At 46.3% G+C, this 21,539-nt stretch carries 21 protein-coding genes; all 21 read left to right on the plus strand.

Translation table 11 applies throughout. The features are described from left to right. The first annotated feature begins 1 nt into the window (after position 1). Entirely contained in the window at positions 2 to 652 is a 651-nt protein-coding gene (gene plsY / locus H8R94_RS00300; RefSeq protein ID WP_118534834.1) for a glycerol-3-phosphate 1-O-acyltransferase PlsY, read from the plus strand. 63 nt (positions 653 to 715) lie between these two features. Then, positions 716 to 1,708, plus strand: coding sequence for an NAD(P)H-dependent glycerol-3-phosphate dehydrogenase (locus H8R94_RS00305; protein WP_118281292.1), 993 nt, complete (start codon positions 716 to 718; stop codon positions 1,706 to 1,708). A 113-nt stretch (positions 1,709 to 1,821) separates the two neighbouring features. Then, a complete protein-coding gene (gene nrdD / locus H8R94_RS00310; protein ID WP_118281291.1) occupies positions 1,822 to 3,942 on the plus strand; it encodes an anaerobic ribonucleoside-triphosphate reductase in 2,121 nt (706 codons plus the stop codon). A 14-nt stretch (positions 3,943 to 3,956) separates the two neighbouring features. Continuing rightward, a complete protein-coding gene (gene nrdG / locus H8R94_RS00315; RefSeq protein ID WP_118534833.1) occupies positions 3,957 to 4,448 on the plus strand; it encodes an anaerobic ribonucleoside-triphosphate reductase activating protein in 492 nt (163 codons plus the stop codon). A gap of 25 nt (positions 4,449 to 4,473) precedes the next feature. Beyond that, positions 4,474 to 4,911 carry a dUTP diphosphatase gene (gene dut, locus H8R94_RS00320; protein ID WP_118534832.1) on the plus strand — a complete coding sequence of 146 codons (438 nt, stop codon included), beginning with the start codon at positions 4,474 to 4,476 and terminating at the stop codon, positions 4,909 to 4,911. A 12-nt stretch (positions 4,912 to 4,923) separates the two neighbouring features. Next, positions 4,924 to 5,589: a type I phosphoribosyltransferase gene (locus H8R94_RS00325; protein WP_243069530.1), complete on the plus strand. Its 666-nt coding sequence runs from the start codon at positions 4,924 to 4,926 to the stop codon at positions 5,587 to 5,589. A gap of 71 nt (positions 5,590 to 5,660) precedes the next feature. After that, entirely contained in the window at positions 5,661 to 7,583 is a 1,923-nt protein-coding gene (locus tag H8R94_RS00330; RefSeq protein ID WP_186853568.1) for a DNA gyrase/topoisomerase IV subunit B, read from the plus strand. 34 nt (positions 7,584 to 7,617) lie between these two features. After that, complete coding sequence (locus tag H8R94_RS00335; RefSeq protein ID WP_186853569.1) at positions 7,618 to 9,855, plus strand: DNA gyrase/topoisomerase IV subunit A; 2,238 nt, start codon at positions 7,618 to 7,620, stop codon at positions 9,853 to 9,855. Then, entirely contained in the window at positions 9,855 to 11,135 is a 1,281-nt protein-coding gene (locus H8R94_RS00340; protein ID WP_186853570.1) for a bifunctional folylpolyglutamate synthase/dihydrofolate synthase, read from the plus strand. Before H8R94_RS00335 ends, H8R94_RS00340 begins: the two co-directional genes overlap by 1 nt. Before the next feature lie 3 nt (positions 11,136 to 11,138). After that, entirely contained in the window at positions 11,139 to 11,693 is a 555-nt protein-coding gene (gene folE / locus H8R94_RS00345; protein WP_118281285.1) for a GTP cyclohydrolase I FolE, read from the plus strand. A 16-nt stretch (positions 11,694 to 11,709) separates the two neighbouring features. Then, positions 11,710 to 12,258, plus strand: coding sequence for an HD domain-containing protein (locus H8R94_RS00350; protein WP_118281284.1), 549 nt, complete (start codon positions 11,710 to 11,712; stop codon positions 12,256 to 12,258). Next, complete coding sequence (folP, locus tag H8R94_RS00355) at positions 12,255 to 13,064, plus strand: dihydropteroate synthase (RefSeq protein ID WP_118281283.1); 810 nt, start codon at positions 12,255 to 12,257, stop codon at positions 13,062 to 13,064. The genes H8R94_RS00350 and folP overlap by 4 nt, the downstream gene beginning before the upstream one ends. Positions 13,065 to 13,066: 2 nt before the next feature. Beyond that, positions 13,067 to 13,894, plus strand: coding sequence for a 2-amino-4-hydroxy-6-hydroxymethyldihydropteridine diphosphokinase (gene folK, locus H8R94_RS00360; RefSeq protein WP_186853571.1), 828 nt, complete (start codon positions 13,067 to 13,069; stop codon positions 13,892 to 13,894). Beyond that, positions 13,887 to 14,537 carry a CPBP family intramembrane glutamic endopeptidase gene (locus H8R94_RS00365; protein WP_118281281.1) on the plus strand — a complete coding sequence of 217 codons (651 nt, stop codon included), beginning with the start codon at positions 13,887 to 13,889 and terminating at the stop codon, positions 14,535 to 14,537. The genes folK and H8R94_RS00365 overlap by 8 nt, the downstream gene beginning before the upstream one ends. A gap of 39 nt (positions 14,538 to 14,576) precedes the next feature. Continuing rightward, entirely contained in the window at positions 14,577 to 15,047 is a 471-nt protein-coding gene (locus H8R94_RS00370) for a methylglyoxal synthase (RefSeq protein WP_118281280.1), read from the plus strand. Between the two features lie 18 nt (positions 15,048 to 15,065). Beyond that, positions 15,066 to 15,803 carry a DUF308 domain-containing protein gene (locus tag H8R94_RS00375; protein ID WP_118281279.1) on the plus strand — a complete coding sequence of 246 codons (738 nt, stop codon included), beginning with the start codon at positions 15,066 to 15,068 and terminating at the stop codon, positions 15,801 to 15,803. Positions 15,804 to 15,824: 21 nt separating this feature from the next. Next, on the plus strand, positions 15,825 to 17,003 hold the full coding sequence (locus H8R94_RS00380; protein ID WP_118281278.1) for a DUF2974 domain-containing protein: 1,179 nt from the start codon (positions 15,825 to 15,827) through the stop codon (positions 17,001 to 17,003). 163 nt (positions 17,004 to 17,166) lie between these two features. Continuing rightward, a complete protein-coding gene (locus tag H8R94_RS00385) occupies positions 17,167 to 17,451 on the plus strand; it encodes a co-chaperone GroES (RefSeq protein ID WP_178010961.1) in 285 nt (94 codons plus the stop codon). 29 nt (positions 17,452 to 17,480) lie between these two features. Continuing rightward, on the plus strand, positions 17,481 to 19,100 hold the full coding sequence (gene groL / locus H8R94_RS00390) for a chaperonin GroEL (protein WP_186853572.1): 1,620 nt from the start codon (positions 17,481 to 17,483) through the stop codon (positions 19,098 to 19,100). Between the two features lie 135 nt (positions 19,101 to 19,235). Then, positions 19,236 to 20,105 (plus strand): DegV family protein, encoded by an 870-nt coding sequence (locus H8R94_RS00395; protein WP_186853573.1) that lies wholly within the window; start codon positions 19,236 to 19,238, stop codon positions 20,103 to 20,105. 25 nt (positions 20,106 to 20,130) lie between these two features. Beyond that, positions 20,131 to 21,414: an adenylosuccinate synthase gene (locus tag H8R94_RS00400; RefSeq protein ID WP_186853574.1), complete on the plus strand. Its 1,284-nt coding sequence runs from the start codon at positions 20,131 to 20,133 to the stop codon at positions 21,412 to 21,414. Positions 21,415 to 21,539 lie beyond the last annotated feature (125 nt).

The raw sequence follows: 21,539 nt of genomic DNA on the forward strand, positions 1-21,539 counted from the left end.
TATGGAATTGATGAGGCTCGTCGCACTTGCGATCGGTTATGCCTTTGGATTGATCTTATCGGGCTATCTTTTTGGCAAGAAAAAAGATGTGGATATCCGCAAACAGGGAAGCGGCAATATTGGTACGACCAACACCATGCGTATTTTAGGCATCAAGGTAGGTGCGCTGACACTGGTGTGTGACTGCTTAAAATGTGTGGCGGCAGTGGTAGTCGTCTGGCTTCTTTTTCGCACATCATACCCGGAGCATATTGTCTTGTTGGAATTATACGGGGCACTGGGTGCCATACTGGGGCATGATTTCCCTTTCTTTATGAAGTTTAAGGGGGGCAAGGGCATTGCCTGTAGTTTTGGTATGATCATAGCCCTCTTTCCGCAGTGTCTGCCACTTTGTGTTCTGATCTTTGTTCTGGCAGTGGCGATCACACGCTATGTGTCTCTGGGATCTATCCTGGCGGCGCTGGGACTCATGGTACAGATCTGGATCTTTGGGGCAAAGGGCTGGCTGGCATTTGCCACGTCGGATCTTTTAGAAGCCCAGATCTTAGTATCTTTTGCCTGTATCCTTGCCATTGTATTGCATCGGGGCAATATCAAGCGACTTTTGGCAGGTAATGAAAACAAGTTTTCTTTTAAATCAAAACGAGACTAGCAAATCAGTCAAGGAATCCTGCTTTTGGCAGGGTTCTTTTGCATGGAAGTAAAGGAGCAAAAAATGAAAGTTGGTGTCATCGGCGCAGGAAGTTGGGGATGTGCGCTGGCAATTTTATTACAGAATAACGGATGTCAGGTGAGTCTGTGGGGACATAGAAGGGAACAGATCGAAAAGATGCAGGCAAGCGGGGAGTGTGACAAACTGCCGGGAGTCATGCTTCCAAAGGAAATGAGCCTGACCTGGGATCTTTCTTCCTGTCTTTTGGGCAAGGATCTTCTGGTCTTAGCGGTTCCTTCTACGGCAACCAGAGAGACCGCAGAAAAGATCAAGCCTTATGTGGAAAAGAACCAGATCCTTTGCAGTGTTTCCAAGGGAATCGAGGAAGATAGCCTTTTGACCCAATGCGGTATTTTAGAAGATGTCTTGGGGAAGGATGCTAAGGTGGGCGTTCTAAGCGGTCCGTCTCATGCAGAAGAAGTCGTAAAAGGTCTGCCGACCGTTGTGGTTGCCGGTTCACGCGATATAGCCGTGGCAGAATTTTTACAGAATGCCTTTATGAATGAAAATTTCCGTGTCTATACCAGCACGGATGTGACCGGGATTGAGATCGGTGCCTCTTTAAAGAATGTCATCGCACTGGCTGCCGGTATGTCGGATGGTCTGGGCTATGGGGACAATACCAAGGCGGCACTGATCACACGCGGCATCAAGGAAATATCTTCCTTGGCACTTGCCATGGGAGGACTTCCGCAGACCCTCAGTGGTCTTGCAGGCACAGGGGATCTGATCGTGACCTGTTCCAGCCGTCACAGCAGAAACCGTAAGGCAGGTATGCTGATCGGTCAGGGCTTGCGTCCAAAGGATGCCATGGATCAGGTGCATATGGTCGTAGAAGGTGTTTATTCAGCCAAGGCGGCACTGGCGCTGGGAAAAAAATACCAGGTCAGTCTGCCCATCATAGAACAGGTCAATGAGGTCTTGTTTCATGACGTAGATCCCCGCCTTGCCGTGCGCAGTCTCATGGAACGTGACAAAAAATCAGAGATTGCTTAAAAATCTATTGACTGCCATTTCCTATGATGCTAGAATGTAGAAACGGAGCACAAGATATAGTATGTTGCAGGATGTGCTATATCGACATATAGATAAGAAAGGGAGCGTAAGCGTTGATAAAAGTAGTAAAAAAAGACGGAACATTAGAGGATTTTAACGTACAAAAAGTCGTGGATGCAGTCAACAAATCTGCATGCAGGGTATTGATCAATTTTACAGAAGAAGAAGAAAAGTTTATTTGCCAGTTTGTAGAAGAAAAAGTATTTGCTCTCGGTATCGACCGCATCGAGATCGCACAGATGCATAACATTGTAGAGGGCGCACTGGAAAGAGTCAATCCGGTGGTAGCCAAGAGTTATAGGGATTACCGTAATTATAAGCAGGACTTTGTGCAGATGTTAGACGATGTCTATACCAAGAGCCAGTCCATTATGTATATCGGTGACAAGGAAAATGCCAATACGGACTCTGCTTTGGTATCTACCAAGCGAAGCCTGATCTTTAACGAGTTCAACCGTGAATTATACAAGAAATTCTTCCTGACGACAGAGGAGATCCAAGCCATTCGTGACGGCTATATCTATATCCATGATATGTCAGCCAGACGTGATACCATGAACTGCTGCCTTTTTGATGTCAAAGCAGTCTTGGAGGGCGGATTTGAGATGGGAAATATCTGGTACAATGAGCCGAAATCCCTGGATGTTGCCTTTGACGTGATCGGAGATATCGTGCTGAGTGCTGCCAGCCAGCAGTATGGCGGCTTTACGGTGCCAAGCGCAGATCTGATCCTGGATAAATACGCAGAGATCTCTTTTGCCAAGTATGTGGAAAAATATACAGGTCTTGGACTTTCCCAAGAAAAGGCAGAAGCAACCGCTATGGCAGATGTAGAACGTGACTTTGAACAGGGCTTCCAGGGCTGGGAGTACAAGTTCAATACCGTTGCCAGCAGCCGTGGAGATTATCCGTTTATCACGGTGACCGCCGGAACCGGAACGACTCGTTTTGCCAAGATGGCGACCATCTGCATGCTCCGTGTCCGCATGAACGGACAGGGCAAAAAGGGACATAAGAAACCGGTACTTTTCCCGAAGATCGTATTTTTATATGATGAGAATTTACACGGACCGGGCAAGGAATTGGAAGATGTCTTTGAAGCAGGCATCGAATGTTCCAGAAAGACCATGTATCCGGATTGGCTGAGCCTGACCGGTAAGGGCTATATCGCCAGCATGTATAAGCAATACGGAGAGATCATCAGTCCGATGGGCTGTCGTGCCTTCCTTTCTCCTTGGTATGAAAGAGGCGGTATGTATCCGGCAGACGATCAGGATCGTCCGGTCTTTGTCGGCAGATTTAATATCGGAGCCGTCAGCCTGCATCTGCCAATGATCTTGGCAAAGGCAAGACAGGAGAGCCGCGACTTTTACGAAGTGTTGGATTACTATCTGGAACTTATCCGTAAACTCCATATCCGTACCTATGCTTATCTTGGTGAGATGCGTGCATCCACCAATCCACTGGCATATTGTGAAGGCGGATTTTATGGCGGACATCTGAAATACAATGACAAGATCAAACCAATCTTAAAGACAGCTACAGCTTCTTTCGGCATTACTGCATTCAACGAATTGCAGGAACTCTACAATGGCAAGTCCCTGGTAGAGGACGGACAGTTTGCGGTAGAGGTCTTGGAGCACATCAATGACAAGATCAATGAGTTTAAAAAAGAAGACGGCAATCTTTATGCGATCTACGGTACACCGGCAGAAAACCTCTGCGGTTTACAGGTAAAGCAGTTCCGCAAGAAATACGGTATCGTTGAAAATGTATCTGACCGTGAATATGTCAGCAACAGTTTTCATTGTCATGTCACAGAAGATATCACACCGATCCAGAAGCAGGATCTGGAATATCGTTTCTGGGAACTTTCCAATGGTGGCAAGATCCAGTATGTAAAATACCCGATCGGCTACAACAAAGAGGCAGTCAAGACCTTGGTACGCCGTGCTATGGAAATGGGATTTTACGAGGGCGTCAACCTTTCCCTTTCCTATTGTGATGATTGTGGTCATGAGGAATTGGATATGGATGTGTGTCCGGTCTGCGGCAGCAAGAATCTGACCAAGATCGAGCGTATGAATGGATATCTTTCTTACTCCAGAGTCAAGGGAGATACCAGATTGAATGATGCCAAGATGGCAGAAATAGCAGAAAGAAAGAGTATGTAGTATAGGTGGAATAAATGCGTTATCATAATATAACAAAAGACGATATGCTAAACGGCGACGGTCTGCGTGTGGTCTTATGGGTTGCCGGCTGCGATCATTGCTGCAAGGATTGCCAGAACCCGGTCACATGGGATCCCAATGGCGGTCTGGAGTTTGATGCAGAGGCAAAGGCAGAGTTATTTGAGGCACTGGATCATGATTATATTTCCGGTATCACTTTTAGCGGTGGAGATCCTCTTTTTTATGGCAACCGGGAAGATGTGACCCTGCTTGCCAAAGAGGTAAAGGATCGTTTTCCGGAAAAAACCATATGGCTTTATACCGGCTTTACCTACGAGACTATCCAGACGCTTCCTGTCATGGAATACGTGGATGTTTTGGTGGACGGAGAATTTGTCGTAGAAAAGAAAGATACCAGTCTTTACTGGCGCGGCAGCAGCAATCAGCGTGTGATCGATGTAGTTGCCACTAGAAAAACAAACGAAATCGTGTTACATTGTAAATAGCAATTCTTTTTTAGGAGTAGATGGAATGAAAATAGCATGGAAAAAACTGACATCTTCCGCAAAAATGCCGGAGAGAGGAAGTGCTTGGGCAGCGGGCTATGATCTGTTTGCAGATATTGCAGAGGAGACAAGGCTTGCACCGCACGAAACCAAAATGATCGGCACAGGTGTCGCACTGGCAGTGCCGGAAGGATATTTTGGCGGTGTTTTTGCCAGAAGCGGACTTTCTGCCAAGGAGGGACTTCGTCCTGCCAACTGTACCGGCGTGGTCGATGCAGACTATCGTGGTGAGGTCAAGGTGGCACTACATAACGACAGCGAGGAGGAGCGCGTCGTAGCGCCGGGACAAAAGATCGCACAACTGGTCATCATGCCATTTCTTTCCGTAGAATTTGAAGAGGTTGCAGACTTAGACGAGACAGAACGGGGCCAAGGTGGATTTGGATCTACCGGTAAAATGTAGGAGGTATGCATTATGGGAGAGGCAGTAAAGAGTATTCGGGATCGTATGGTCAAGTTTTATGCAAAGGATGACAATACCATTACGTTAAACGCGACACCGGGGCATTTTGCAACGAGTTCATCACACATCAACTTCTATATCGATGTGACGCGATTAAAGGTACGTGCCAATGAGGCGAGGGAAGCAGCAAGAAGCATCAAGAACAAGATGCTGCATCATGTGACGACAGTGGATACCATTGTCTGCATGGATGGTACGGAGGTACTGGGCGCTTATCTGGCAGAGGAATTAGAAAAAGGACATTTCGCAAATAACAACAAACATGAGACTGTTTATATCGTGTCTCCGGAAGTCAACAGCATCAACCAGTTGCTTTTCCGTGAAAATGTACGTCCGGCGATTGAGGGGAAAAATGTATTGCTTTTGCTGGCAACCATGACGACGGGCGAGACCGTGCGCAGGAGTCTGGAATGTATTGAGTATTACGGAGGTAATATCGTGGGTGTATCTTCCATCTTTGGTACCATGACCAAGGTTGGCAATACCGAGGTATTTCCACTCTTTACCACGGATGATCTGCCGGGCTATCAGACCTATGCACCGCATGAATGTCCGTATTGCAAGAAAGGCATACCGATCGAGGCCATGGTCAATGGCTTCGGCTATTCAAAGTTATAATAAGAGCAAAAGGATGCGCCAAGCATTGCTTCGGCGCATTTCTTTAGGCAATTTTTTAGTGAGGTTAGGAAATGGCGAAAAAGAACGTTTACGACGAGAGCAGTATTGCCGTATTAGAGGGACTTGAGGCAGTGCGCAAAAGACCGGGTATGTATATCGGAAGTGTATCCCGCAAGGGGCTGAACCATCTGGTGTATGAGATCGTGGACAACTCGGTAGATGAGCATTTGGCAGGAGCCTGTGATACGATCCGGGTGACACTGGAAGCCGATGGTTCTTGTACCGTAGAAGATAATGGACGAGGTATTCCGGTTGGTTTACATGCGACCGGTGCCTCTGCCGCGCGCGTGGTATTTACCACATTACATGCAGGTGGAAAATTTGATGACAGTGTCTATAAGACCAGTGGTGGCTTACACGGTGTAGGTTCTTCCGTGGTCAATGCCCTGTCTACCTATATGGATGTGGAGATCTCCCGCGATGGCTTTATCCATCACGACAGATATGAGCAGGGACATCCGGTGATCGCACTGGAAAATGGTCTGCTGCCGACCATCGGCAAGACTAAGAAGACCGGGACAAAGATCAATTTCCTGCCGGATCCCCAAATTTTTGAAAAGACCAATTTCAAAGAGGACGAGATCAAGAGCCGTATGCATGAGACGGCCTATCTGAATCCCAAACTGACCATCATTTATGAGGACAGAAGAAAAGAAGAAGTCGAGCATATCGAGTATCACGAACCGGACGGCATTATCGGCTTTGTCAAGGACATCAATAAAAATGCAGAAAAACTCCATGATGTCGTTTATTTTAGCGGAGAGTCTGATGGAATCAGCGTGGAGATCGCTTTTCAGTATTGCAACGAATTCCATGAAAATATTCTGGGATTTTGTAACAATATCTACAATGCAGAGGGGGGTACCCATATTACCGGATTTAAGACGGTCTTTACGACAGTCATCAATAATTACGCAAGGGAACTTGGCATTTTAAAGGATAAAGATGCCAATTTTAACGGGGCTGATGTCAGAAACGGTATGACGGCAGTTGTATCCATCAAGCACCCGGCACCGCGTTTTGAGGGACAGACCAAGACCAAACTGGATAACCAGGACGCTGCCAAGGCAACCGCTAAAGTGACCGGGGACGAGATCCAGTTGTATTTTGACCGAAATCTTGACACTTTAAAGACCGTGATCTCCTGTGCGGAAAAAGCAGCCAAGATCCGTAAGACAGAAGAACGTGCCAAGACCAATCTTCTGACCAAGCAGAAGTTTTCTTTTGACAGCAACGGAAAACTTGCCAACTGCGAGAGCAGGGATGCTTCCAAGTGCGAGATCTTTATCGTGGAGGGAGATTCTGCGGGCGGTTCTGCCAAGATGGCGAGAAACCGTATGTATCAGGCAATCATGCCGATCCGTGGAAAGATCCTGAACGTGGAAAAGGCAAGCATCGATAAGGTACTTGCCAATGCCGAGATCAAGACTATGATCAATGCTTTCGGTTGTGGTTTTTCCGAGGGCTACGGCAACGATTTTGATATTACCAAACTGCGTTACGACAAGATCATCATCATGGCGGATGCCGATGTGGACGGTGCCCACATTTCTACCTTGCTTTTGACCTTGTTCTATCGCTTTATGCCGGAACTCATTTATGAGGGACATGTCTATATTGCTATGCCGCCTCTTTATAAGGCAATCCCATCCAAGGGAAAGGAAGAATATCTCTATGATGATGCCGCCTTGGAAAAATACAGAAAGACCCATACGGGTAATTTTACCCTGCAAAGATATAAGGGACTGGGTGAGATGGATGCGGAACAGTTGTGGGAGACGACTTTGGATCCGGAACGCAGGATCTTGAAGAAGGTAGAGATCGAGGATGGACGTATGGCATCCGATGTGACCGAAATGTTGATGGGAAATGATGTGCCACCGCGCCGTGCCTTTATCTACGAACACGCGAGAGATGCGCAGCTTGACGTATAGACGTTTGAAATAGTAAGTAGGAGAGAAAGAACAGATGGCAGTAGAGGAAAAATTGATTCGCATGGAATATTCGGAGATCATGGAGAAATCCTATATCGATTATGCCATGAGCGTTATTATTGCAAGAGCCTTACCGGATGTCCGCGATGGATTAAAGCCGGTGCAGAGACGTACGCTTTATGATATGCACGAACTGGGGATCCGTTACGATAAGCCTTTCCGTAAGTCAGCCAGAATCGTCGGAGATACCATGGGTAAGTATCATCCACATGGTGATTCTTCCATTTATGACGCCCTGGTCGTTATGTCACAGGACTTTAAAAAGGGACTTCCTTTGGTGGAAGGGCATGGTAACTTTGGCTCGATCGAGGGTGACGGTGCAGCGGCAATGCGTTATACCGAGGCACGTCTGCACAAGGTGACCCAGGAGTGTTATCTGGCGGATCTGGATAAGGATGTCGTTGATTTTATTCCAAACTTTGACGAGACGGAAAAAGAGCCGGAAGTCCTTCCGGTCAAGGTGCCAAACCTTCTCATCAACGGTGCGGAAGGTATCGCCGTTGGTATGGCGACCAGTATTCCGCCACATAATTTTGGGGAAGTGGTCGACGGTGTCATTGCCTATATGAAAGACCCGGATATCAATACCCAGCAGATGATGGAATACATCAAGGGACCGGATTTTCCGACCGGCGGTATCGTGGTCAACAAGGATGATCTGCATGCCATTTATGCGACCGGTGTCGGTAAGATCAAGGTGCGTGGCAAGGTGGAGATCGAAAAGGTCAAGGGCGGCAAGGAACGTCTGATCATCACGGAGATCCCATATACCATGATCGGTGCCAATATCGGAAAGTTCTTAAATGACGTATATGGTCTGGTCGAGTCGAAAAAGACGACAGATATCGTTGATATTTCCAACCAGTCTTCCAAAGAAGGCATCCGTATCGTCATTGATCTGAAAAAGGGAGCCGATGCCGAAAATCTCTGCAATCTGCTCTACAAAAAGACAAGATTGGAAGATACCTTTGGCGTGAATATGCTTGCCGTTGCAGACGGCAGACCGGAGACCATGGGCATTGTCCCGATCATCCGCCATCATGTCAACTTCCAGTATGAATTGGCTACCAGAAAATATACGACCCTGCTTGCCAAGGAACGCCAGAAAAAGGAGATTCAGGAAGGTTTGATCAAGGCATGCGATGTCATTGATCTGATCATTGAGATCCTGCGCGGCAGTAAGGATATGAAAATGGCAAAAGCATGTCTGGTTGAGGGGATTACCGAAGGCATCCGCTTTAAGTCGGAAGTGTCAAAAAGAGACGCCGAAAAACTGCATTTTACAGAACGACAGGCAACTGCCATCTTGGAAATGCGTTTGTATAAACTGATCGGTCTGGAGATCCAGGCACTCATGAACGACTATGAAAAGACCATGAAAAATATTCAGGAATATTCTGATATCCTGGAAAACCGTGCTTCCATGGCAAAGGTCATCATGAAGGAATTAAAAGAGTTTAAGAAGGAATATGCCAAGGAGCGCCGCACGGTCATTGATAATGTGGCAGAAGTTGTGGTAGAAGAAAAGCCGATCGAGGAAGTGGATGTTGCTGTCATGATCGATCGTTTTGCCTACGGCCGTGTTGTGGATATGCCTACCTTTGAACGCAACAAAGAGGCGGCTGAGGCAGAGAGCCGCCAGATCATCTTCTGTAAAAATACGGATAAACTGGCACTTTTTACCGATAAGGGACAGATGCATCTGATCAAGGTCTTAGACCTGCCGTTTGGCAAGTTCCGCGATAAGGGACAGCCGCTGGATAATGTAAGTAACTTTGATGCGAGCAAGGAAGAAAGCCTTTTGATCGCGTCCGTTGCTGCATTAAAAGATAAAAAACTGGTATTTGCGACCAAGACATCCATGTTAAAGGTAGTCGATGGCGGCGAGTTTGATGTGGCAAAGAGAACGACGGCTGCCACCAAGTTAGCCCCGGATGATGGTCTGCTTTTAGTCGGAGTCTTAGAAGACCAGGATAGCATTGTCATGCAAAGCGAGAAGGAAATGTTCCTGCGCATTGATACGGCGGCCATACCGGAGAAAAAGAAGGGCGCGATTGGTGTCAGGGGCATGCGCTTAGCCGATAAGGATCTCTTGCAGGCTGTCTATCTCTTGCATACAGGTGATAGCAAGACGGTCAAAGTCAAGGGCAAGGATGTGGTCTTAAACCGCCTGCACATTGGCAATCGCGATACGAAAGGTGTCAAGAAATAATGACGTTTGATGATAAGACCCGTGCTTTTATGGATAAAATTGCAAAAAAAGGCAGTGTCTTAGGGCTGGATGCCATGTGCCTGCTTATGCAGGCTCTGGGCGATCCGCAGGAGCAATTACAGGTCATCCACGTGGCAGGAACCAATGGAAAGGGTTCTACCTGTGCTATGCTGCAGAGTATTTTATGCCTGCAGGGCTACCGGGTCGGGCTTTATACGTCCCCGGCAGTCTTTTGCTACGAGGAACGTTTTTCCATCGATGGCGCGTACATAGACGCAGCGACTTTTAATACCTATATGCACCGCATGGAGGATGCCTGGCAGGAAGTTGAAAGACAGCATGGTGTATGCGCGACCATTTTTGAAGTGGAGACGGCACTGGCATATCTTTATTTTTACGAAGCAGGCTGTGACTATGTCATCATGGAAGTTGGCATGGGCGGGGCGACCGATGCAAGCAATGTATTGAACCATAGCCTATGCAGCGTTTTTGCCGCAATCGGCAGAGACCATATGCAGTTCTTAGGACCGGATCTGGAAAGCATTGCCCGCATCAAGGCTGGCATTATGAAAGCAGGGGGACAGGCTGTTTCCACCTGGCAGGAGCCAAAGGCTGCCAAAGTCTTAGAGGATGTGGCTAAGGCTGGAAAGACCGGACTTACTTTTTGTGATGAGAGCAAGGTAAAGATAAAGCAAAGAAAGCCGCTCTGTTATGACTATAGGGAATTTTCGGATATAGAGGTACCCCTGGAGGGCTCCTATCAACTGCAAAACAGTGTCCTGGTCTTAGAGACCATTCGGACCTTGCGCAAACTGGGCGTTGTTATTTCGGATGCGGCGGTAAAAGAGGGCATGCAAAAGACCGTCTGGCATGGAAGGATGGAGTGCCTTTGTAAGGAACCGCTGATCTATATGGATGGGGCACACAACCTGCCCGCAGCCAAAAGATTATGGGAAACGCTGGAAAGTGATTTTACAAATAAATCCATAACCTATATAATGGGGGTACTTGCGGATAAGGAATACGAGGAAATGCTGGCACTGCTTCTGCCAAGAGCAGGGCATATCTATACGGTCACACCGGACAATGCCAGAGCCTTGCCGGCCGAAAAATTGCAAAAGACCATAGAGAATCTTTCCTATGCGGCGCTTGCCTGTCCTTCTTTAGAGGATGCACTTTATCAGGCACTGCAGGCGGGGGATGATATGATCTTAGCCTTTGGTTCCCTTTCTTATCTGGGAGACTTTAAGAAGATTGTAAAAGCATCTGTAAAGGAGTAAGAGATGTTTGATCACGAAAAAATAAAAGAGGGCGTGCGCCTGATCTTGGAGGGCGTGGGCGAAGACGTGGAGCGCGAGGGACTTTTAGAGACACCGGATCGTGTAGCACGCATGTATGAGGAGATCTTTGCCGGTATGTATCAGGATGCCGCAGAGCCGCTTTCCAAGCGTTTTCATGTGGCTGGAAATGAGATGGTCTTGGAAAAGGATATTGTATTTTACAGCACCTGCGAGCATCATCTGATGCCATTCTTTGGCAAGGCACATGTAGCCTATATCCCAAAGGGCGAGGTCGTGGGACTCAGCAAGATCGCCAGGACGGTTGAGGTCTTTGCAAAAAGACCCCAGCTGCAGGAGCAGTTGACGGCACAGATCGCGGATGCTATCAATGAACAACTGCATCCCATGGGCGTTATGGTCATGCTTGAGGCAGAGCATACCTGTATGACCATGCGCGGCGTCAAAAAGCCGGGCAGCAAGACAGTCAGTTATGTGACAAGGGGCATCTTTGCAGAGGATACGGCACTACAGGATCGTTTTTTTCAATTAGTAAAATAAAGTTTGGATACGGCATATGGACACAGTGACACAGGTTTTAGAACATCCCCAATATAAGGCATGCTGCGAGACGATCACGGACTACGAAGCAGATAGGACTTATTGCAGACATGATATGGAACATTTTCTTCGGGTAGGACAGATCGCTATTTTGTTGGCAAAAGAAAATGGGCTTTCGATCGATGCAGAGGAGATCATGCTTGCAGCCCTCTTTCATGATCTGGGGCGTGCCTTGCAGTATCAGAATGGAATCTCCCATGCAGAATCGTCAGCGATCCTTGCAGAGGAGATTTTGTTGTCTATTGGCTATGATCCTGCTAAGACAGACAGGATATGTGCAGCGGTGAAATGCCATAGCAAAAGGCAGGATGTCAAGATTCGTTATGCCAAGCGTGGCAGCCAAAAGACCTTGGAAGACTTGCTTTCCTTTGCCGATCATTTTTCGAGGGAATGCTTTGCCTGCCTAGCAAGCGATACCTGCAAATGGAAAGCAGAAGAAAGGATCGACAGACCCTATTTTGAGATAAAGGAAGATTATGATATAAGAAAGAGAGGCTTGCTATGATCATAGGAAATCAGGAATTTTTGGAAGAGGGACACACTTATGTCATGGGAATCTTAAATGTGACACCGGATTCCTTTTCGGATGGCGGCAGATATAATCATTTGGACGCTGCCTTAAAACATACTGAGCAGATGATAAAAGATGGTGCGGCTATCATTGATGTTGGTGGAGAGTCTACAAGACCGGGACATGAAAAGATCACAGACCAGGAGGAGATCGACCGCATCCTTCCGGTGATCGAAAAGATCAAGCAGGAATTTTCCGTCCCGGTATCCTTAGATACCTATAAGGCAGCCGTGGCAAAAGAGGGAATTCAGGCAGGAGCCGATCTTTTAAATGATATCTGGGGTTTACAGTATGATCCTGCCATGGGAAAGATCGTAGCAGACAGCGGTGTCGCTTATTGCCTCATGCACAATCGGGATAAGATCACGGAGGAGATGGACGCCGATCTTTTTATCGGGCAGATGAAAGAAGATGCAAAAAGGGCACTGGATGCCGGCATCAAGAAAGAGCGGATTATTTTGGATCCGGGGGTAGGCTTTGCCAAGACCCAGGAACAGAACCTTATGACTATCGCAAATCTGGACCGCCTCAAGGCACTGGGCTATCCGGTCTTACTGGGGACATCCAGAAAGTCTGTGATCGGTTATGTCTTAGATGTGCCGACCGACAAGCGTCTGGTGGGAACTCTGGCGACAAGTGCCGTAGCCGTACAGACAGGCTGTATGTTCGTGCGTGTGCATGATGTCAAAGAAAATGTGGAATTGATTCAGATGTTAGAACGCATCCGGGAAAGCAGGTAAAAATGGAACAGATCATAGTAGAAGGATTAGAAGTATTTGGATACCATGGCGTATATGAACAGGAAAAAGAGGAAGGACAGATCTTTGTCGTGAATTGCTGGATTGATACTTCCTTTGCCGGAGCGATTCATTCCGATGACCTGTCAAATACGGTGGACTATGGAAATGTATGTCTTTTTATCAAAAAATATTTTGCGGAAAATGCACATGATCTCTTGGAAAAGGTAGCAGATGAACTTGCAACATCCATCATGTATGCTTTTCCGGGCGTACAAAAGTTAGTTTTAGAGATCAAAAAACCGCATGCACCGATTCCTATGGAGTTTGCAAACGTGGGTGTCAAGGTAGAAAAGGCATGGCATCAGGTAGCCCTTGCGATCGGAAGCAATATGGGCGACAAGGAAAAGTATCTGACCGATGCCATGGAAGAGTTGATCAGTGATCCTAATGTCAGAAATGTCATTGTTTCAGACTATATAGAAACCGAGCCTTATGGATATGTGGATCAGGATAAGTTCTTAAATGGGGCAGCGACCATAGAGACCCTTTTATCACCGGAAGACCTGCTTGCCTTTTTACATAGGATCGAGGAGAAAGCAGACCGTAAGCGCGAGATCCACTGGGGACCACGGACACTGGATCTGGATATTCTTTTGTATGATGATTCCTGCATCCATACCAAAGACCTGATCGTGCCGCATATTGATATGTGCAACCGCATGTTTGTCTTAGAACCGCTCATGCAGATCGCACCGGGGCTGGTACATCCGGTCAGAAGACGTACCATCTATGATCTCTATTACATGTTGAAGGAAAAAGAAAATGCGTAAGTTTCGGACAAACAGACTCTGGCAGATCATTTATCCGATTGTGGTATATTATCTGCTATACAATGTATTTTTCGTGGCACTGCGCCTGCTTTTTGGCGCACACGCCAGTCATTTGTTTTTGCTGGGGATCGCCAGTCTTTTGACCATACCTTTTTGCTATGGTATTTACAAAAAAGCCCCGATCGTGCGGGCAGAAAAAGTCTGGGATAAAGAGACTTTCCCAAGAGAATGTCTGTATATCCTTGGTGTTGTGGCATTGGGACTGATCTTAAATTTCATCATTTCCCATACGCCGCTGGTGGCTTATTCTTCCGGCTATGCCCAGGCGAATGCCACGCTTTATGCGGGCGGTCTTTTGACCAAGATCTTTGCAAATTGCATCAGTATTCCGATTTTGGAGGAACTGGTCTACCGTGGGATCGTATGCGGGCAGTTGAGCCTCTGGTATGACGAAAAAATTGCAGTCATTATTTCTGCATTTTGTTTTGGTATCATGCACTTTAATGTGGTACAATTCTTATATGGATTTCTGGTAGGGCTTGCGATCGCAACGGTATATATCAAAACGCGCAAACTCTGGGTCGTTATCGTGGCTCATGGATTGACAAATTTTATCGTTGTCATATTGGCAAGCCTTGGATAGATAAGACATTTTTAAAAGAGACATAAGGAGGATCTGATTATGGACGACAGCAAGATCACACTTACCATTGGTAAGCAAAAGAACATTGCACTCATTGCACATGACGGAAAAAAGGCTGAGATCATTGCATGGTGTGAAGAACACAAAGAAGAATTAAAGAAGCACTTTTTATGCGGTACCGGCACGACCGCGCGTATGATCACAGATCGTACAGGACTTCCGGTACGCGGTTATAACAGCGGTCCTTTAGGCGGTGACCAGCAGGTAGGAGCCAAGGTCGTAGAGGGCAAGATCGATCTGATCATTTTCTTCTCCGATCCGCTTACGGCACAGCCGCATGACCCGGATGTAAAGGCACTGCTTCGTATCGCACAGGTCTATGACATTCCGATCGCCAACAACAAGGCGACGGCTGACTTTATCATCACATCGGATTTCATCGACAAGGAATACAATCATGATGTGATCAACTTCAAGAAGAACATTTCAGAGAGAGCAGAAACACTGTAAGACAGTGGGGAGGAATGGATGAGCAAACAGGATAATCCCAATGTTGTTGGAAATATTGCGATCGTCTTTATGTCGATCCTCTTGATCGCCGTGGGCTGCATCATGTTATTTACGGATGCGGTCAGGATGATCTATTTCTGCTACGGTGCCGGTGCCTGTCTTTTGGTATGGGGCATCTGGATGATCAGCCGTTACTTTTTACATAAGGAATTTCAGAGAACGACCAATTATGGCTTTTCGGTCGGCACGCTGGTCGTGATCTTGGGAGCCATTGATTTGATCCGTGCACAGGATATTGCGGACTCCATACCCAATTATCTGGGTATCCTGGTTCTGATCGAGGGCGTTGTCATGTTGCAGAACACCGTCCAGTTAAAGAACTTACATGGAGATCTTTGGATCGTCAGTCTGATCTTTTCCCTGCTTTCCGTAGCAGGATCGGTTGTCATATTACTGGATATTGGGAATATGATAACAAGGTATGAGACTGCCTTTTATGGTATCCTGATCATGGTTGGTGCATTTGCACTCTTATCCCTGTGTTTTGTTGGGGTGAGGACCAAGCATTATCACAAGGAAAGCAAACGGGAGTTGGAACGCAATATCGAAGAATCCGACCAGTGGTTTGAAGGCAAGCAGGAGACGACCACGGCTATTACGGAGGAAGTGGAAGAGGACCATGCCGATGAGACAGAAAGTGATCCACTGCCGGATACAGATCAAGCGGATTCTGCCTTGGTAGAGGAAGAAGTGTAGGATTTTTGAAAGGAGTTTGGCATGGCAAATATTTCGGATTATTTAGATTGGCGTGGTGATATTACCATGGAGATTGACCCCTTTAATGAAGTAGATAATCTGGTCTTAGCAGAACTGGCATACACAGATTTTGGCGGCATTGTCCCGGGCTTGAATCAAAAGGGACAATGGATCACGATCCGGGAGGCACACGATCGCTTCTTTTCTATGTATTCAGAAGAAGAGATCATGGCGAAGAACTCTACCACCAAGGTCGCACCTTTTTTGATGCACAAGATGGTAGCATCTGCACGTTTTCAAAATCTGCGGCTTATGAACTATGTCAATGAGATCGACGAAGAAAATCAGACCCAGTTTTCGGTTTTGTCTTTTCTTTTAGATGATGACAGGGTCTATGTGGCATTCCGCGGGACGGATAATACCATTGTCGGCTGGAAAGAAGACTTTAATATGTCTTTCCTTTATCAGACGGAGGGTCAGATCCGGGCAGCCCAGTATCTGAATGACTGCTATGGCGATACTTCTTATGAACTGCTTGTAGGAGGACATTCCAAGGGCGGCAACTTTGCCGTATATGCATCTGCATTTTGCCAGCCTGCCATTCAGGATCGCATTACTTGTGTTTATTCCAATGATGGTCCGGGCTTTTTAAAAGAGATCACGACGCAGGAGTCTTATGAGCGCATTATGCCCCGGGTCGTCAGTACCATACCGGAATCTTCCATTGTTGGCATGCTTTTGGAAAACGAGATGGATCATCGGGTGGTAAAGAGTTCACAGACCGGCGCCATGCAGCATGATGCCATGTCATGGGAAGTCCTTGGCAACCATTTTGTTTTTGCCGAAAATCTGTCAGAGTCTTCCGTGATGCTGGATCGTACTTTAAAAAACTGGATCTATGGTCTGAGTGCGGAGGAGAGGGAAGAATTTGTCAATATCTTATTTGGTACCCTGCAATCGACCGGAGCAACGACGCTGGACGAACTGACGGCAAACAAATTTTCCATGATGACCAATATCTCTAAGACCCTATCTGCCATGCCGGTGGAAAAGCAGCAGGTCTTAAAGGATGTCATCTGCCGTTTTGCCTATTCCAGCGGAGAGACCTTTGCAGATAATGTGCAGGAAAAACTCTTTCACAATCCGCTGTCAGAAAGGCTTATGAATACGACAAAAAGTATTGAGCGTAAGAAAAAGTGAGAAAATAAGAGTATACGTTAGATAAAGATAGGATTCTTGGAATTATTGGATGTGACTAAAGTTGCAACTTGGTTCTTAGAATCCTATTATATGAATTGTGGTTAGCACTCGTACAAAGTGAGTGCTAACAAAGAATGAGAGAAATATAAGGAGGCATATAGAAATGAAATTAGTACCATTAACAGATCGCGTTGTTTTAAAACAGTGTCAGGCAGAAGAAACGACAAAGTCAGGCATTATCCTGGCAAGTGCAGCACAGGAAAAGCCAATGGAGGCAGAGGTTATTGCCGTAGGTCCTGGCGGAATGGTAGATGGTAAAGAGGTTGTTATGCAGGTTAAGGCTGGTCAGAAGGTCATCTATTCCAAGTATGCCGGAACAGAAGTAAAGTTAGAAGGCGAAGATTATATCATCGTTCGTCAGAATGACATTCTTGCTGTAGTAGAGTAAAAATAGATATAAGAAAGAAGGATTAAATTATGGCTAAGGAAATTAAATATGGCGCAGAAGCTAGGAAAGCATTAGAAGCAGGTGTAGATCAGTTGGCAGACACTGTCAGAGTTACGATCGGACCAAAGGGACGCAACGTTGTTTTGGATAAGTCTTACGGTGCTCCACTCATCACAAACGATGGTGTTACCATTGCAAAAGAGATCGAATTGGAAGACCCGTTTGAGAACATGGGAGCACAACTTGTCAAGGAAGTTGCTACCAAGACCAATGATGTTGCCGGTGATGGTACAACAACCGCAACCGTATTGGCACAGGCTATGATCAAAGAAGGTATGAAGAACTTAGCAGCCGGAGCAAATCCGATCGTTCTTCGTAAAGGTATGAAGAAGGCTACAGATGCCGCAGTAGAATCTATTGTTTCCATGTCTGAAAAGGTCAACGGAAAAGAGCAGATCGCTAAGGTCGCTGCAATTTCAGCAGGTGATGAAGCCGTTGGTAACATGGTAGCAGATGCCATGGAAAAGGTTTCCAATGATGGCGTTATCACGATCGAGGAATCTAAGACCATGCAGACAGAACTTGACTTGGTAGAAGGTATGCAGTTTGACCGTGGTTATATTTCAGCATATATGGCAACCGATATGGATAAGATGGAAGCCGTTCTGGATGATCCATATATCCTGATCACAGACAAGAAGATCAGCAATATTCAGGAGATCCTGCCACTCTTAGAGCAGATCGTGCAGTCAGGATCCCGCCTTCTTATCATTGCAGAGGATGTAGAGGGTGAAGCCCTTACAACCCTGATCCTGAACAAGTTGAGAGGTACTTTCAATGTTGTTGCTGTTAAGGCACCTGGTTATGGCGACCGCAGAAAAGAAATGTTACAGGATATCGCTATCCTTACCGGTGGTCAGGTAATCTCTGAAGAAGTAGGTCTGGAATTAAAGGATGCTACCATGGATCAACTTGGTCGTGCAAAATCAGTTAAGGTTCAGAAAGAGTCTACCGTTATCGTTGACGGCGAGGGTGATAAGGATGCCATTGCAGCCAGAGTATCACAGATCCGTGGACAGATCGAAGAGACAACTTCTGAGTTCGATAAAGAGAAATTACAGGAGCGTCTGGCTAAACTTGCCGGTGGCGTTGCCGTTATCCGTGTAGGTGCTGCTACCGAGACAGAAATGAAAGAAAGCAAACTCCGTATGGAAGATGCCTTAAACGCAACACGTGCTGCTGTAGAGGAAGGTATCATCGCAGGTGGCGGATCTGCTTACATCCACGCTTCCAAGGAAGTTGCAAAACTGGTTGATTCTCTGGAAGGTGATGAAAAGACAGGTGCCAAGGTTGTATTAAAGGCGCTGGAGGCTCCGCTTTTCCATATTTCAGCAAATGCCGGATTGGAAGGAAGCGTTATCATCAATAAGGTAAGAGAAGCACAGCCGGGATTTGGCTTTGATGCTTATAATGAGACTTATGTCAATATGGTAGAGGCAGGTATCCTGGATCCTGTCAAGGTAACACGTAGCGCATTACAGAATGCATGCTCTGTTGCATCTACCTTGCTTACAACAGAATCTGTTGTTGCAGACATCAAGGAACCGGCACCGGAAATGCCAGCAAATCCGGGTATGGGAATGATGTAAGATCTTTAAAAAGGACGGCGGAAACGCCGCCCTTTTTTTGTGCAAAACGCATTTGCCAGTACCTATAAAGTATGGTATGATAAACCATGTGTGTGAAGACATGCACAAGATGGATAAAAACGAAATGAGGACCATATGAGTAAAGTAGCGATTTTAACAGACAGTAACAGCGGAATCACACAGGAAGAAGCCGAGCAGGCAGGGATTTACGTCTTCCCGACACCGGTCTATATCAATGACGAGGTCTTTTATGAAGGCGTGGATCTTACGACAGACCAGTTCTTTGCAAGACAGGCAGAGGGGGCAGAGATCAAAACTTCCATGCCGGTCGTAGGTGATGTGATCGACAAGTGGGAAAGTCTGCTTGAGGAATATGATGAGGTCGTATATATTCCTTTGTCCAGCGGACTCAGCAGTTCCTGTGAGACAGCCATCATGTTGGCTGAGGATTACGATGGTAAGGTGCAGGTTGTCAACAATCAGCGTATTTCCGTTACCATGAAGTTATCCGTTTATGATGCCAAGAAACTTGCAGATGCAGGAAAGTCTGCCACAGAGATCAAAGAGATATTAGAGGCGATGAAGTTTGAGTCAACCATCTACATCATGGTAGATACGCTGGAGTATCTCAAAAAGGGTGGAAGGATCACACCGGCTGCTGCGGCTATTGGTTCTTTGCTTAAGATAAAACCGGTATTGCAGATCCGCGGAGAAAAGTTAGACAGTTTTGCTAAGGCGAGAACGGTCAAACAGGCAAAGCAGATCATGATGGATGCCATTGCCAAGGATATGGACGAAGTGCTCCATGATCCGACCGGCGAGAATACTATCATTGCTATGGCACATACCCAGAATGAGGAAGAGATCGCCAAGTTCAAGGCAGAAGTGGAAGAACGCTTCCCGGGACATGATATTTTTGTGGATCCTTTATCTTTGGTCGTATCCAGTCATATTGGACCGGGTGCACTTGCAGTGACTTGTACAAAGAAATTAACATCATTTTAATAAATTTTTTAGGAGGAACAAGAGCATGGTAAAAGCAGTTGTTGGTGCCAATTGGGGTGACGAAGGAAAGGGTAAGATCACAGATATGCTTGCGCAGAATGCAGATATCATTGTGAGATTTCAGGGAGGAGCGAATGCAGGACATACCATCGTCAATAATTATGGTAAGTTTGCCCTTCATACCTTGCCATCCGGCGTATTTTATGATCACACAACAAGCGTTATTGGTAATGGGGTAGCCTTAAACATTCCTGTCTTGTTTGACGAGATCAAGTCTATTACAGACAAAAATGTGCCAATGCCAAAGATCAAGGTATCAGATCGTGCACAGATCGTTATGCCGTATCATATTTTATTTGATCAGTATGAAGAGGAGCGTTTAGGAAAGGCTTCCTTCGGCTCTACCAAATCCGGCATTGCACCATTTTATTCTGATAAGTATGCAAAGGTTGGATATCAGGTCAGCGAACTCTTTGATGATGAACTTTTAAAGGAAAAGGTTGCACGTACCTGTGAGTCCAAGAATGTATTGTTAGAGCACCTTTATCACAAGCCACTCATTGACCCGGATGATTTGTTGGAGACTTTACATAGTTACCGCGATATGATCGCACCTTATGTCTGCGATGTTTCTTCTTATTTGTGGAATGCCTTAAAGGAAGGCAAGACTATTCTTTTGGAAGGTCAGCTTGGTACTTTAAAGGATCCGGATCATGGTATCTATCCGATGGTAACATCTTCCTCTACCTTGGCTGCTTACGGTGCCATTGGTGCAGGTATTCCGGCACAGTCTATCGAGCAGGTCGTTACCGTATGTAAGGCTTATTCTTCCGCAGTTGGAGCCGGTGCTTTTGTCAGCGAGATCTTTGGTGATGAAGCAGACGAACTCCGCAGACGCGGTGGTGATGGCGGTGAGTTTGGTGCCACAACAGGTCGTCCAAGACGTATGGGATGGTTTGACTGTGTTGCCAGCAAATACGGTTGCCGTATGCAGGGCACGACGGATGTAGCCTTTACCGTGCTTGATGTATTGGGCTATCTGGATGAGATCCCGGTATGTGTGGGCTATGAAATCGATGGTCAGGTTACGACCGACTTTCCGGTTACCCATTTACTGGAAAAGGCAAAACCTGTCTATAAGACTCTTCCGGGCTGGAAATGTGATATCCGCGGTATCAGAAAGTATGAAGATCTTCCGGAGAACTGCCGCAACTATATTGAGTTTGTAGAAAAAGAGATCGGCTTCCCGATCACTATGATCTCTAATGGACCGGGAAGAGAAGATATTATTTATCGCGATGTAAACTAATATGAGATAAGATAAAGACAAGACGAAAGAGAGCACTTGGTGGAGGGCTCTCTTTTTTCGTGGTACGCCTTATCTTATTCACAGAATTGACACAATTCTAACACCTTATCAGCACATAGGTGAAA

The organism is Roseburia lenta (assembly GCF_014287435.1).
Taxonomy (GTDB): domain Bacteria; phylum Bacillota; class Clostridia; order Lachnospirales; family Lachnospiraceae; genus Pararoseburia; species Pararoseburia lenta.